The 12,585-nt window shown below is 68.4% G+C and carries 14 protein-coding genes and 1 pseudogene; 6 read left to right on the top strand and 9 right to left on the bottom strand.

Annotation, left to right across the window (positions count from 1 at the left end; genetic code table 11):
* The first annotated feature begins 53 nt into the window (after positions 1 to 53).
* Positions 54 to 443 carry a MarR family transcriptional regulator gene (locus PE061_RS08840; RefSeq protein ID WP_271258721.1) on the top strand — a complete coding sequence of 130 codons (390 nt, stop codon included), beginning with the start codon at positions 54 to 56 and terminating at the stop codon, positions 441 to 443.
* The gene (locus PE061_RS08835) at positions 400 to 1,290 is read left to right on the top strand and encodes a C40 family peptidase (protein ID WP_271258720.1); all 891 of its coding nucleotides are present in this window, start codon (positions 400 to 402) and stop codon (positions 1,288 to 1,290) included. Before PE061_RS08840 ends, PE061_RS08835 begins: the two co-directional genes overlap by 44 nt.
* Before the next feature lie 15 nt (positions 1,291 to 1,305).
* Here the strand turns inward: PE061_RS08835 and mltG are convergent, their stop codons facing one another.
* The 5 genes from mltG to fabD form a co-directional block, all read right to left on the bottom strand.
* Positions 1,306 to 2,265, bottom strand: a complete 960-nt coding sequence (mltG, locus tag PE061_RS08830; RefSeq protein WP_271258719.1) for an endolytic transglycosylase MltG — start codon at positions 2,263 to 2,265, stop codon at positions 1,306 to 1,308.
* Between the two features lie 4 nt (positions 2,266 to 2,269).
* Positions 2,270 to 3,529, bottom strand: coding sequence for a beta-ketoacyl-ACP synthase II (fabF, locus tag PE061_RS08825; protein WP_271258718.1), 1,260 nt, complete (start codon positions 3,527 to 3,529; stop codon positions 2,270 to 2,272).
* Between the two features lie 100 nt (positions 3,530 to 3,629).
* Positions 3,630 to 3,869 carry an acyl carrier protein gene (locus tag PE061_RS08820; protein WP_121050812.1) on the bottom strand — a complete coding sequence of 80 codons (240 nt, stop codon included), beginning with the start codon at positions 3,867 to 3,869 and terminating at the stop codon, positions 3,630 to 3,632.
* A 104-nt stretch (positions 3,870 to 3,973) separates the two neighbouring features.
* A complete protein-coding gene (fabG, locus tag PE061_RS08815) occupies positions 3,974 to 4,711 on the bottom strand; it encodes a 3-oxoacyl-ACP reductase FabG (RefSeq protein WP_271258717.1) in 738 nt (245 codons plus the stop codon).
* A gap of 13 nt (positions 4,712 to 4,724) precedes the next feature.
* Positions 4,725 to 5,663, bottom strand: a complete 939-nt coding sequence (fabD, locus tag PE061_RS08810; protein WP_271258716.1) for an ACP S-malonyltransferase — start codon at positions 5,661 to 5,663, stop codon at positions 4,725 to 4,727.
* Between the two features lie 277 nt (positions 5,664 to 5,940).
* Here fabD and PE061_RS08805 point away from each other — a divergent pair, with 277 nt between their 5' ends.
* From PE061_RS08805 to rplI, 4 genes are all read left to right on the top strand, one after another.
* Complete coding sequence (locus tag PE061_RS08805; protein WP_271258715.1) at positions 5,941 to 7,074, top strand: tetratricopeptide repeat protein; 1,134 nt, start codon at positions 5,941 to 5,943, stop codon at positions 7,072 to 7,074.
* 157 nt (positions 7,075 to 7,231) lie between these two features.
* Complete coding sequence (gene rpsF, locus PE061_RS08800; RefSeq protein ID WP_271258714.1) at positions 7,232 to 7,651, top strand: 30S ribosomal protein S6; 420 nt, start codon at positions 7,232 to 7,234, stop codon at positions 7,649 to 7,651.
* Between the two features lie 2 nt (positions 7,652 to 7,653).
* Positions 7,654 to 7,878 (top strand): 30S ribosomal protein S18, encoded by a 225-nt coding sequence (rpsR, locus tag PE061_RS08795; RefSeq protein WP_121050826.1) that lies wholly within the window; start codon positions 7,654 to 7,656, stop codon positions 7,876 to 7,878.
* Between the two features lie 21 nt (positions 7,879 to 7,899).
* On the top strand, positions 7,900 to 8,505 hold the full coding sequence (rplI, locus tag PE061_RS08790; protein ID WP_271259161.1) for a 50S ribosomal protein L9: 606 nt from the start codon (positions 7,900 to 7,902) through the stop codon (positions 8,503 to 8,505).
* 63 nt (positions 8,506 to 8,568) lie between these two features.
* Here the strand turns inward: rplI and PE061_RS08785 are convergent, their stop codons facing one another.
* The 4 genes and pseudogenes from PE061_RS08785 to PE061_RS08770 form a co-directional block, all read right to left on the bottom strand.
* Positions 8,569 to 9,180 (bottom strand): DUF938 domain-containing protein, encoded by a 612-nt coding sequence (locus PE061_RS08785; protein ID WP_271258713.1) that lies wholly within the window; start codon positions 9,178 to 9,180, stop codon positions 8,569 to 8,571.
* 27 nt (positions 9,181 to 9,207) lie between these two features.
* Positions 9,208 to 10,079, bottom strand: a pseudogene (gene phhA / locus PE061_RS08780) (phenylalanine 4-monooxygenase).
* Positions 10,080 to 10,131: 52 nt separating this feature from the next.
* A complete protein-coding gene (locus tag PE061_RS08775) occupies positions 10,132 to 11,295 on the bottom strand; it encodes a dipeptidase (protein ID WP_271258712.1) in 1,164 nt (387 codons plus the stop codon).
* 163 nt (positions 11,296 to 11,458) lie between these two features.
* Positions 11,459 to 12,580: a hypothetical protein gene (locus PE061_RS08770; protein ID WP_271258711.1), complete on the bottom strand. Its 1,122-nt coding sequence runs from the start codon at positions 12,578 to 12,580 to the stop codon at positions 11,459 to 11,461.
* Positions 12,581 to 12,585 lie beyond the last annotated feature (5 nt).

Here is a 12,585-nt window from a genome sequence, read left to right as displayed (position 1 = left end):
ATTAACTCTCGTTAAAATATGGTGACCCGAAACAAGATAACGGGTGAACAGCCATGTCCCTCTCAGGCCTAGACGACCGGATCGACGCGCTCCTCAGTCCCTGGATGCGAACCGTCATCGCGTATGTGCAATCGAACCGTCCCGATCTCACCAACCGGCAGATGGCGCTGCTGCTGCTCGTCTACCTGACGCCGGGGCCGCACACGGTGCGCGGCCTCGCGGCCAAGCTCAGGGTTTCGAAACCCGTCATCACGCGGGCACTCAACACGCTCGGCGCCTTCGGCTATATCCGCCGCCAGAAGGACGAGAGTGACCTGCGCAACATCTTCGTCGAGCGGACGGCGCAGGGCCACGAATTCCTCGAAACCTTCGCAGGAATGATCGAGACGACGCAGGGCCATGCCAACCGCAGCAACGAACGCGAGGATCGCGCCTACCTCTAGCACCGGTTCCGGCCGCCCGGACCCGCGCATCAATGCGTGGCGGGACGACCTTGCCGATATAGCGCTTGAGGGCGTCGTCGACGTGCCGCGCTTCGCGGCCCCCGTCCGCCATCGGCTGACCGCGCCGCAGGCGCCCATCCGCAAGGCGCCGGAGGCGGACGCCGTCGCCGTGAGCGAGCTGCTTTCAGGCGAGGCCTTCGACGTGCTCAACGTGGCGGGCGGCGTCGCGTGGGGGTACAGCGTCCACGATCGCTATGTCGGCTATGTCGATGCCGCGCTGCTCGCCGAAGGCGGGGATGCGCCGACGCACCGGATCGCCGCGCCGACCGCGCTGGTCTTCGCGAGGCCCGACATCAAGTCCACCGTGATCGGCGCGCTGCCGATGGGCGCGCCGATCCGCGCCGACGGCCACGACGAGGCGTTCGTATCGGCGACCGGTGGCTATGTTCACAGGCGCCACATCGCCGCCCTCGACGACCATGCCGCCGATCCGGTCGCGGTGGCCGAACGCTTCCTCGGCACGCCCTACAAGTGGGGCGGCCGCACGCGCGGCGGGCTCGACTGCTCGGGGCTGGTGCAGGTCGCGCTCGGCGCCTGCGGCATCGCGGCCCCGCGCGACAGCGACATGCAGGCGGCGCTCGGGCGCGAGGTCGAGGACCGGCACTACCGGCGCGGCGACCTCGTGTTCTTCCCCGGCCATGTCGGCTTCATGTTCGACGAGACGCGGCTGCTGCACGCCAACGCCTTCTTCATGTCGACGGTGATCGAGCCGCTCGCCGATGTCGTGGGCCGGCTGCTCCCGCGGTACGACGCGCCCGTGACGGCGGTGCGGAGGCTGGCGGAGTAGCGGGACGCACCTGACCTACAGCTCGCCGCGCTCCCGGCGGATCGCCCGCCATTTCACGACATTGGCGTTGTGCTCGCCCAGCGTGCGCGCGAACACGTGGCCGCCGGTGCCGTCGGCGACGAAATAGAGCGCGTCGGTGGTTTCCGGGTCGAGCACGGCCTCGATCGACGCGCGCCCCGGATTGGCGATCGGCCCGGCCGGAAGCCCGGCCTTCGCGTAGGTGTTGTAGCCGTTGTCGGCGCGCAGCTCGGACTGGCGGATGCGGCGGCCGAGCGGCTTGCCCTTCGTGATCGGGTAGATCACCGTGGGATCGGCCTGCAGCATCATGCCGATGCGGAGGCGGTTCGAATAGACGCCCGCGATCGTCCGGCGTTCCTCCGCCTTCGCGGTTTCCTTCTCGACGATGGCGGCGAGGTTCACCGCCTCCTCCGGCGTCTTCACGACCGCCGAGGGCCTGCGCGCCGCCCAGAGCTCGGCGAGCGTCTTCGTCATCGCGTCCTGCATCCGCTTCAGCACCGCGGCGCGCGGCTCACCGCGCTCGAAGCTGTAGCCGCCCGGCAGCACCGAGCCTTCCGCGGGGACCTCCGCCTCGCCGGTCAGCAACTCCTCGGCCATCAGCTTTTCATGGACGAGGATCGACGGCAGGCCTTCGGGGATGACGATCAGCCGCTGGAGCGGCTCACCGTATTGCAGGATGCGCAGGATCGCTGCCGGGCTGCTGCCCGCCGGAATGCGGAACTCGCCCGCCTTGATCGGCGCGACGGAGCCGAGCGCGCGCGCCATCAGCCGGAACGCGTCCGAGGACCGGATCGCACCCTGCTCTTCGAGCCGCTCGGCGGTCGCGGCCAGCGTCGCCCCGCGCGGCACGATGAAATCGGTGTCCGCGAGCAGCGGCCCTTTCGCGGTCCACTGGAAAACGAGCACGGCAGCGGCCGCCAGCGCCGCGACGACGATGGCGACCAGCAGCTTTTTCATGAGGTCAGAGCGCCTTGACGATCAGCGAGGCGTTGGTGCCGCCGAACCCGAAGCTGTTGTTGAGCGCCGCCTTGATCTTCCGCTCGCGCGCCACGAGCGGCACGAGATCGACGCCCGCGCAGCCGTCACTCGGGTTTTCGAGGTTGATCGTCGGCGGGGCGATCTGATCGCGGATGGCGAGCAGGCAGAAGATCGTCTCGACCGCGCCCGCGCCGCCGAGCAGGTGCCCGATGGCGCTCTTGGTCGAGGACATGGACACGCCCGCCATCGCGCTGCCGAACAGGCGGCGGACGGCGCCGAGCTCGATCTCGTCGCCGAGCGGCGTCGAGGTGCCGTGCGCGTTGATATAGTCGATGTCGGACGGGTTCAGGCCCGCCTTCTTCAGCGCCATCTGCATCGAGCGGAAGCCGCCGAAGCCTTCGGGGTGCGGCGCCGTGACGTGATAGGCGTCGCCGGTGAGGCCGTAGCCGACCACCTCGCCGTAGATTTTCGCGCCGCGCTTCTTCGCGTGCTCATACTCCTCGAGCACCACGACGCCCGCGCCCTCGCCCATGACGAAGCCGTCGCGGTCCTTGTCGTAGGGGCGGCTGGCGCGCTCGGGCTGGTCGTTGAACGCCGTGGACAGCGCGCGCGCCTGCGCGAAACCGGCGATGCCGAGCGGGCAGATGGCACTCTCGGCGCCGCCCGCGAGCATGATGTCGGCATCGTCGAGCGCGATCATGCGCGCGGCGTCGCCGATCGAGTGCGCGCCGGTCGAGCAGGCGGTGACGACGGCGTGGTTCGGGCCCATCAGGCCATACTTGATCGAGACCTGACCGGAGACGAGGTTGATGAGGCGGCCGTGCACGAAGTGCGGACTGACGCGGCGCGGGCCTTTTTCATGGAGCACGATCGACTCGGATTCGATGCCCGGCAGGCCGCCGATGCCCGAGCCGATCGAGCAGCCCGCGCGCAGCTTCTGCTCGTCGGTGAGGTTCGCGAGGCCGGCGTCCTCGATCGCCTGACCGGCGGCGTCGATGCCGAACTGGATGAACAGGTCGACCTGCCGCTGGATCTTGTGATCGACGCGCTTCGAGACGTCCCAGCCGCCCTCGCGGCCGTCCATCTTCACCTCGCAGGCGATGGTGCAGGCCTGATCGGACGGATCGAACCGGGTGATGCGCGCGGCGCCCGACTTCGAGGCGAGGATACCCTGCCAGCTGGAGTCAACGTCTCCGCCCAGCGGTGTGACGAGGCCCAGTCCGGTGACGACGACGCGGCGCATTCGGTTCTCCCGTGATCCTTATAACAAGCGAGCGGCCCACCGGCTTTTCCGGGGAGCCGCTCGCGATTCCGTGCCGTTTTGTCCGGCAAGCGTCCCCGTGTCAGGCGGCGCTGTTTTCCTCGATGTAGCCGATCGCGTCCTTCACGGTGAGGATCTTCTCGGCGGCATCGTCGGGGATCTCGACGCCGAACTCTTCCTCGAACGCCATCACCAGCTCGACGGTGTCGAGGCTGTCCGCGCCGAGATCGTCGATGAAGCTCGCGTCCTCGGTCACCTTGTCCGGCTCGACGCCGAGGTGTTCGACGACGATCTTCTTCACGCGCTCTGCGACATCGCTCATATAATGGTCCCCTCAGAAGAACTGGCTGACATTTGACTTTGGCAGTAGCCGTGTGTCCGTGGCCTTGCAAGTCCCCGCGTAGCGCCGGGAAGCCCGCATGAAGCTCAGATCATCGCCATTCCGCCGTTCACATGGAGCGTCTGGCCGGTGACGTAGCCCGCCTCGCGGCTGGCAAGATAAACGACCGCAGCCGCCACGTCGTTCCCTTCGCCGAGACGGCCGGCGGGAATCCGGCCCGTCAGCGCCTCCTTCTGCGCCTCGGGGAGCGCATCCGTCATCGCCGAGACGATGAAGCCCGGCGCCACGCAGTTCACCGTGATGTTGCGGCTGGCGACTTCCTGCGCCAGCGCCTTCGACATGCCGACGAGGCCGGCCTTCGAGGCGGCGTAGTTCATCTGGCCGGGGTTGCCGGTGGCGCCGACCACCGACGTGATCGAGACGATGCGCCCGAAACGCGCCTTCATCATGGGCCTGAGCGCGGCGCGCGAGAGGCGGAAGGCGGCCTCGAGGTTGATGCGGATGACGTCCGTCCACTCCTCGTCCTTCATGCGCATGGCGAGGTTGTCGCGGGTGACGCCCGCGTTGTTGACGAGGATGTCGATGCCGCCCATCGCCTCCACCGCCTGCCCGACGAGCGCATCGACCGCGGCGCTGTCCGAGAGGTTGCAGGGCAGGATGTGCGTGGTGCCGCCGATTTCGGCCGCGACCGCCTTCAGGGCCTCCTCGCGCGTGCCGGACAGCGCGACCGTCGCGCCCTGCGCCGCGAGCGCCTTCGCGATCGCCGAACCGATGCCGCCGCTGGCGCCCGTGACGAGCGCCTTCATCCCGGTGAGATCGAACATGCCTTGCCTCCCCCTAGAGTGTCTTCGCCGCCGCCTCGATGTCGTCCATCGAAACGAGGCTGAGCGTCGCGGCATCGGGCGCGATGCGCTTGATCATCGGGCCGAGCACCTTGCCGCCGAACTCGACGAAGCTGTCGACGCCGAGCCCGGTCATGGCAAGGACGCTTTCGCGCCAGCGCACCGTGCCCGTCACCTGCTCGACGAGAAGGCGGCGGATCTCGGCGGGATCGGCGACGGGGGCGGCGGTGACGTTGGCGACCAGCGGCACGAAGGGCGCCGCGATGTTTGCGCCTGCCAGCGCTTCGGCCATCTTTTCGGCGGCGGGCGCCATCAGCGCGCAGTGGAAGGGCGCCGAGACCGGCAGCAACATGCCGCGCTTGGCGCCGAGTCCCTTGGCGATCTCGATGGCGCGCTCGACGGCGGCCTTGTGGCCGGAAATCACCACCTGCCCCGGCGCGTTGTCGTTCGCGGCCTGGCAGACCTCGCCCCCGGCGCCCTCCGCGGCGGCCTTCACGGCGGCGTCGAAATCGAGGCCGAGCAGCGCCGCCATCGCGCCCTCGCCCACCGGCACCGCCGCCTGCATCGCCTGCCCGCGCAGCTTCAGGAGCCGCGCCGTCTCGGCAAGGCCGAGGCTTCCGGCAGCGCACAACGCCGTGTACTCGCCGAGGCTGTGGCCCGCCACATAGGCGGCCTTGTCGGCGAGCAGCAGCCCGCCTTCCTTCTCCAGCACGCGGAGCACGGCGACGGCGTTCGCCATGATCGCGGGCTGGGCGTTCTCGGTGAGCGTGAGGTCGGCCTCCGGCCCCTCGAACATCAGCTTCGAGAGGTTCTGCCCGAGCGCCTCGTCGACCTCCTCGAACACCTCGCGCGCAGCGGCGCTCGCAAGGCCGAGCGCCTGCCCCATGCCGACCGACTGACTGCCCTGCCCCGGGAAAATGAATGCGCGTGCCATAGGGGCCGCCCCTTCCTCGCGTGTGTTACAATGCCTGCGGCAGGCGCTTAGTGATGTCGGCGCGTGCGCGCAAGCAACAGAGGAATGTTGCGATTCGGCTCCGAATCGGTAAGGTTCGCGCGGTTTTCATTCACGGTGATGAACGGGCCGTTCAGCAGCGGGCCATCATCGCCGTGTAATAAAGCATGTTCAAATGCCTGGAGCGGAGGGCCCTTTCAGGCGTTAATATGGCGTGATTCGGCACGCCGGACCCGCAACTGGGAGTGGAAGGATTACGATGACGTTTGTTTCCCGCTTGACGATGGCTGCCGCGCTGGCGCTCGCGGTTCCCGCAGCCCTTTCGGCTCCGGCCGTGGCGCAGGCGCTCTCCGCGAGCGTCGGCAAGCCGCTGCAGGAAGCCTCGAACCTCGCGAAGGCCGGCAATCTCGCCGCCGCGACGGCGCGCGTGAACGCCGCCCGCAGCGCCGCCAGCACTGCGACGGAACGCCGCAAGGTCGCCGAAATGGCCGCCTTCGTGCACACGAAGGCCGGCCGCTGGGCCGCCGCCGCGCAGGAGCTGGAGAGCATCGGCGCGCCCGCCTCGCAGCTCGCACCGCTCTATTACCGCGCCGGACAGCTCGACAAGGCGGTCGCGCTCGGCAAGAAGACGGGCGGCGTGCAGGGCCAGACCATCGTCGCGCAGTCCTACTTCCGGCAGGGCAACTTCAAGGGCGCGAGCGAGGTCTACCAGAACCTCATCAAGCAGCACGGCGCCCGCGAGGGCTGGCTGCAGAGCCTCGCCAACGCCCAGTACAAGATGGACGACAAGAAGGGCTATCTCGCCACCACCGAGCGGCTCATCAAGATCGACCCGTCGCCGGCGCGCTGGCGCGCGCTGCTCGTCGACATGAAGGGCGCCCAGATGCCGCGCGAGGCGAAGCTCGCGCTCTTCGAGCTGATGGAGCAGACGGGCAACATCACGAAGCCCGAGGACTATCAGGAGTATGCGAAGCTCGCGATCGTCGCGAACCAGCCGGCGCTCGCCAAGCGCGTGCTCGAAGGCGGCATGAAGTCGGGCGCGATCGCGCCGACGGACACGATGAACGTCAAGCTGCTCGAAGCCGCTGCCAAGCGCGCGGCGACCGCGGCGGCGGGCGTCTCCAAGCTGCCGAAGGACGGCGCGGGTCAGCTCCAGGCCGGCCATGTCGCCTTCGGCGCCGGCGACTATGCGAAGGCCGCCTCGCTCTACGGCGCGGCTGCCAAGGCGGGCGGCGCCACGGCGGACCAGGCCAAGATACTGGCGGGCATCAGCCAGCTGCGCTCGGGCAACCGTTCGGCGGCATCGGCGACGTTCAAGAGCATTCCGGAGGCGGGCGGCTACGGCGGCGTCGCCGGGCTCTGGTCGCTCTACACCTCGACCAGCGCCGCCTAAGCTGCGCGCTTGCCTTTCCGGCGCTTTTGCGCCATAGGGCCGTCACCAGCGGCGGGGAGCCAGCCTTCCCGCCGCTTGCTTTTGTATCCCGTAGCCAGCCGGAGGGGCGGCGGATTGCCCGTCGTCAGCGATCGGCATTTGAGGAGAAGATAGGACCATGCCCTTCTACGAGCATGTTTTCCTGGCGCGCCAGGACCTGTCCACCGCGCAGGTGGACGGCCTTGCCGAAACGTTCACGAAGATCATCGAGGACGGCGAGGGCAAGGTTGCCAAGACCGAATACTGGGGCCTGAAGAGCCTCGCCTACCGCATCAAGAAGAATCGCAAGGCGCACTACGTGCTGCTCAACATCGAGGCCCCGGCCCCGGCGCTGCACGAGCTGGAGCGCAACATCGCGATCAACGAGGACGTGATCCGCTACCAGACGATCCGCGTCGACGCGCTCGAGAAGGAGCCCTCGGCGATGATGCGCAAGAGCGATCGCGGCGACCGCGACTCGCGCGGCCCGCGTGGCGATCGCGGAGACCGCGGCGGCGATCGTGACCGCGGCCCGCGCCGCGAGCGTGAAGGAGAATAACGATGGCACGCCCGTTTTTCCGCCGCCGCAAGACCTGCCCGTTCAGCCGGGCCGACGCGCCGAAGATCGACTACAAGGACGTGCGCCTGTTGCAGGGCTTCGTCTCCGAGCGCGGCAAGATCGTGCCGAGCCGCATCACCGCGGTTTCGGCCAAGAAGCAGCGTGAGCTGGCCAAGGCGATCAAGCGCGCCCGCCACCTCGGCCTGCTGCCGTTCCTCGTTCGCTAAGGAAGGATAAGACCCATGCCCATGGACATCATCCTGCTCGAGCGCGTCGAGAACCTCGGCGGCATCGGCGACGTGGTTTCGGTGAAGCCCGGCTACGCCCGCAACTTCCTGCTGCCGCGCGGCAAGGCGCTGCGCGCCAACGAGGCCAACAAGGCCAAGTTCGAGGCGAACCGCGAGCGCATCGAGAAGGAAAACGCCGAGAAGCGCTCCGGCGCCGAAAAGGACGCGAAGACGCTGGACGGCGCCAAGATCGTGCTGATCCGCGCGGCGTCGGACGCCGGCCACCTCTACGGCTCGGTCGCGGCCCGCGACATCGCCGAGGCGCTCAGCGAGGCGAACAAGGTCACGGTTCACAAGAACCAGGTGGTGCTGAACACGCCGATCAAGGCGCTCGGCCTTCACAAGGTCCGCATCGCGCTGCACCCGGAAGTCAGCATCGAGATCGAGGCGAACGTCGCCCGCTCGACCGACGAGGCCGATCTGCAGGCGCAGGGCGTCGACGTGCTCGCCGACATGTTCGAGAAGGACGTGAGCGGCTTCACCGAAGAGCGCGACCCGACGCTCGAGCCGGGCGAGATCGCTCCGGCCGAGGCCGCAGCCACGACGGACGGCGAAGCGAACGCCTGACGCGGGCTTCGCGCAAAAAAAGAGAGCGGCGCGGGGCAACCTGCGCCGCTCTTTTCTTGACGATCAGCGCTTGCGGAAGATCAGCGAGAGGTTGTTCGCGGGCATGTCCGCAACGCCTTCGAAGCCGAGGCCGTTCGCTTCGGCCTCGGCCCGCACATCCTCCAGCATCCTGAGGCCCCAGCGCGAATCCCGGGCCTTGAGGTCGGCGTCGAACGCCTCGTTGCTCGGAGCGGTCGGCGCATCGGCGCGGCGGAACGGCCCGTAGATGTAGAGGAGGCCGCCGGGGGCAAGGCACGCGCCCGTGCCCCGCATCAGACCCTCCGTGGCCGCCCACGGGCTGATGTGCAGCATGTTGATGCAGACCGCCGCGTCGAAGCGCAGGGCGGGCCATGTCTCCGCCGCCGCATCGAGATCGAGCGGCGCGCGCACGTTTTCCAGCCCCTCCGCCGCAAGCCACGCCGCGACGGATTCGCGCGCCTCGGGCGAGGGGTCGGACGGCTGCCAGACGAGACCGGGCCGCGCCCGCGCGAAATGCACGACGTGCTCGCCCGTCCCGCTCGCGACTTCGAGGACCAGCCCCGACTCCGGCAGCAACGGCCCCAGCACGTCCAGGATCGGGCCGCGGTTGCGCGCGGCGGCGGGAGCGAAGCGGCGGCCGTCAGGCAATGCGGACATGGCTTTCCTCCCGGCTTTCCGCGTCGGTCAGGATGACGGGACCGCTTTCCTGCGGCGCGCGTGGACCTGCGTGCGCGCGTGAACACGCGGTCGGTTTCGAGGACGACGTCCTCCGGAATGTCGTCCGCGCCGGAAAGGTCGGCATAGACGGGGCCGAAATCGGTGTTCAGCGTCTGCTCCAGCAGGTCCTCGAAGCTGTCGATGACGAAATAGGTCTGCTGGTAGTCGTCGATCCGGTAGCGCGTGCGCATCACGCGCTTCAGATCGAAGCCGAGGCGATTGGGGCTGGGATCGTCGAGCGCGAAGACGGATTCGCCGAACGAGGACACGATGCCCGCGCCGTAGAGCCTGAGCGCGCCCTCCTCGCGGATCAGGCCGAACTCGACCGTGTACCAGTAGAGCCGCGCCAGCTTGCCGAGAACGCCCGTGTCCGCCGCCCTGAGGCCGCCCTCGCCGTAGGCCTGCATGTAGTCCGCATAGACGGGATTGGCGAGCAGCGGCGCGTGGCCGAACACGTCGTGGAACACGTCCGGCTCCTCGAGATAGTCGCGCTGCTCCGGCGTGCGGATGAACCGCCCCGCGACGAAGCGGCGGTTGGCGAGGTGCTCGAAGAACACGGCGTCGGGAACGAGGCCCGGCACGGCGACGATCTGCCAGCCGGTCGCCTTCATCAGCCGCTCCGACAGCGCCGCGAAATCGGGAATCCCGGCCTCCGCCATGCCGAGCGTGTCGAGGCCCTTCAGGAACGCCGGCACGACGCGGCCGGGCAGCATCCCCGCCTGCCGCGCGAACAGCCGGTCCCACATCGCATGTTCGGCGGGCGTGTAGTCGCCCCAGCGCTGCGGCACGGTCCAGTCGGCGGCGGCGCCTTCCGGCGGCAGGATGTCGGCATCGGTCATTCGCCCGCTGATAACAGAAAAGCGGGAAACCGGAATGGCCTCGCGCCGGAGCCTAGCGCGCGGCGTGTTCCTCGGCGAGACGCAGGAGCCGCAGCACGTTGCCACTCCAGATCTTCTCGATGTCCGCGTCCGAGAAGCCTTCGGCGCGCAGGCGCTCGGTGACTTTCGGCAGGCCGCCGATATCCTCGAGGCCCTTGACGCCGCCGCCGCCGTCCCAGTCCGCACCGATGCCGACATGATCGACGCCCGCCACCTCGATGACGTGGAGCAGGCTTTTCATGAAGGCTTCGAAATCCGTGTTCTGGATGGGCTGCACGGCATCGAGCGCGCGCGTCTCGCGCGTCAGCTCCGCCTGCTCCTCCGGCGTCATCGTGCCGATCCGTTCGAGCTGCGCGAACAGCGCGTTGCGTTCGGGCGTGAAGTTCATCGTGGCGAGGAACACGGTGGTCACGCAGATCACGCCGCCCGCCTCGGCGAGCTTGCGGATGCGCGCGTCGTCGAGGTTGCGCGGATTGTCCCATATCGTCTTCGAACCCGAATGCGACAGGACCAGCGGCGTCTTCGACAGCGCCAGCATCTGGTCGAACGCGGCGTCGGAGGAATGGCTCGCGTCGATGACGATGCCGAGCCGGTTCGCCTCCGCCACCCATTGCCGCCCGAGCGGGCTGAGACCGTTCCATTTCGGGGTGTCGGTCGCGGAATCGGCGAACTGGTTGTTCTTGCTGTGCACCGGCCCCGCCATGCGCACGCCGAGCCTGTAGAAGTCCTCCAGCAGCGACAGGTCCTCGCCGAGCGGATAGGAATTCTCGATGCTGAGCCAGCCGAAGCGCTTGCCCTCGGCGTCCATCCGCTTCGCGTCGGCGGCCGTGGAGATGAGCCGGATACGGTCCGGGAACTTCGCCAGCGTCGCGCGGATGAGATCGGCGCGGCCGAGCGCGAACGCCTTCGCCTTTGCGAAGCCTTCCGGCGTCACCGGCCCCTGCTCGGTGTAGATGACGAAGAAGCCGCCATCGAGGTCGCCCGCGTCCATGCGGCCGAGATCGACCTGCACGAGATCGGTGTCGTAGCTGTGCCTGTCGCCGAAGCTCCAGCCCGGACGCGCGAAGTGCATCGGCGTGTCGAGGTGCGTGTCGAGCGTCAGCGTGCGCTGGTGCAGCGTTTCGGCGTGCGCCGGAAACGCCGCGGCGAGCAGGACAGAGGCAAGAACGCGCTTCATTTCAGGTCTCCCTTTTCATCACCCGGCAAACGGCTTGCCGGTCGACCGGGCCGGAAAGACCGTTCCCGAATCGACCGGCGCGCTTTCGCCGCGTTTCAATTCCCGAAGCCCTGGGACAGCGCCGGGTCATCGCCCTCGGCGATCGCGATGGGTCAGCACCGTTTCACGCCCGCGCCTCCGCCGTCGCACCACCCTTCAGCAGCCGGTAGAGGCCGATCGTCATCAGCGGGACGACGAACAGGGCGAGGAAGACGAAGGCGAGGATGCGGTAGCCGTTCGCGATCAGCGCAACGAGGCCAAAGTGATCAGCGACGAAGATGCAGCCGATCAGCAGCGTCGTGGCGATGAGCGCACGGGCGCGCGTGCCGAGTTCGGCGCCGGTCCGCGCCCGCCACACGGCGGCGATCCGCTCGTTGATGGCATGGACCGAGCCGGTGCCGCTTTCGAGAAGCGCGGTGAAGATCATGAACTGGAACAGCAGGTGGAAGAGCGGCATTTCGAGATGCCGGAGCATGAAATCGGACGGCAGCTCTTCATGCTGGATGCCGGGATAGAAGGCGATCATGCACACGAAGAACAGGATCGCGGGCGCCATTGCGAGCGGCCCCGCGATCAGCCCTGAGACCACGGCGTCGCGCTGGCTGTGGATATGGCGCAGCACCGGCAGGATCACCACCGCGCCGACGATGTTGTAGGACGCATAGGTGATGCCGCCGAGCACCCAGCCGTCGCTGGGTGCGGGGATCGCGAAGTTGGCGGCGATCTTGTCCCCGAACGTGCCGAGCGCGAGGACGAGGAACAGCGCGTAGACGCCGTAGAGAAGGAACGAGACGTACTTGAACAGCTCCTCGACCGAGCTGTTGCCGAACGCCGCGAAACCGGCGATCGAGGCCGCGAGGACCAGCGTGCCGACGATCGGCGGCAGGCCGAACATCGCCGCGCCGATCGCGCCCGCGGCCGCGCCGAACACGGACAGGATCAGGATCACGAACAGCACGTAGGCGATCTCGAACACGATCCAGCCGGGCCCGAGCAGGCGGGCGAAGAAGGTGCGGTAGTCGAGCGCGCCGACCTTCCGCGCGAAGGCGAAGGTGGTGGCGGCGATGACGCTCCAGAGCACCGTCGCGAGCAGCATCGCGGCAAGTCCGCCCCACGGCCCGCTCGGCATGAAGAATTCGGCGAGTTCGCGCCCGGTGGCGTAGCCGCCGCCGATCACCACGGCCTTGAATGCGAAGCCCGGCAGCAAGAACCGCTGGAACCAGCTCGATGTTGTCCCTTCCCCCACGCGGT

The sequence above is a fragment of the Sphingosinicella microcystinivorans genome (genome assembly GCF_027941835.1).
In the GTDB taxonomy this organism is placed as follows: Bacteria; Pseudomonadota; Alphaproteobacteria; order Sphingomonadales; family Sphingomonadaceae; genus Sphingosinicella.
Note: the sequence above shows the minus strand (reverse complement) of the source record. Positions and strands in the feature narration are given on the sequence as shown.

Coding starts and splice junctions, on each gene's coding strand:
- PE061_RS08840 (WP_271258721.1), top strand. CDS start 54: ATGTCCCTCTCAGGCCTAGACGACCGGATCGACGCGCTCCTCAGTCCC.
- PE061_RS08835 (WP_271258720.1), top strand. CDS start 400: ATGCCAACCGCAGCAACGAACGCGAGGATCGCGCCTACCTCTAGCACC.
- mltG (WP_271258719.1), bottom strand. CDS start 2,265: ATGAAAAAGCTGCTGGTCGCCATCGTCGTCGCGGCGCTGGCGGCCGCT.
- fabF (WP_271258718.1), bottom strand. CDS start 3,529: ATGCGCCGCGTCGTCGTCACCGGACTGGGCCTCGTCACACCGCTGGGC.
- PE061_RS08820 (WP_121050812.1), bottom strand. CDS start 3,869: ATGAGCGATGTCGCAGAGCGCGTGAAGAAGATCGTCGTCGAACACCTC.
- fabG (WP_271258717.1), bottom strand. CDS start 4,711: ATGTTCGATCTCACCGGGATGAAGGCGCTCGTCACGGGCGCCAGCGGC.
- fabD (WP_271258716.1), bottom strand. CDS start 5,663: ATGGCACGCGCATTCATTTTCCCGGGGCAGGGCAGTCAGTCGGTCGGC.
- PE061_RS08805 (WP_271258715.1), top strand. CDS start 5,941: ATGACGTTTGTTTCCCGCTTGACGATGGCTGCCGCGCTGGCGCTCGCG.
- rpsF (WP_271258714.1), top strand. CDS start 7,232: ATGCCCTTCTACGAGCATGTTTTCCTGGCGCGCCAGGACCTGTCCACC.
- rpsR (WP_121050826.1), top strand. CDS start 7,654: ATGGCACGCCCGTTTTTCCGCCGCCGCAAGACCTGCCCGTTCAGCCGG.
- rplI (WP_271259161.1), top strand. CDS start 7,900: ATGGACATCATCCTGCTCGAGCGCGTCGAGAACCTCGGCGGCATCGGC.
- PE061_RS08785 (WP_271258713.1), bottom strand. CDS start 9,180: ATGTCCGCATTGCCTGACGGCCGCCGCTTCGCTCCCGCCGCCGCGCGC.
- PE061_RS08775 (WP_271258712.1), bottom strand. CDS start 11,295: ATGAAGCGCGTTCTTGCCTCTGTCCTGCTCGCCGCGGCGTTTCCGGCG.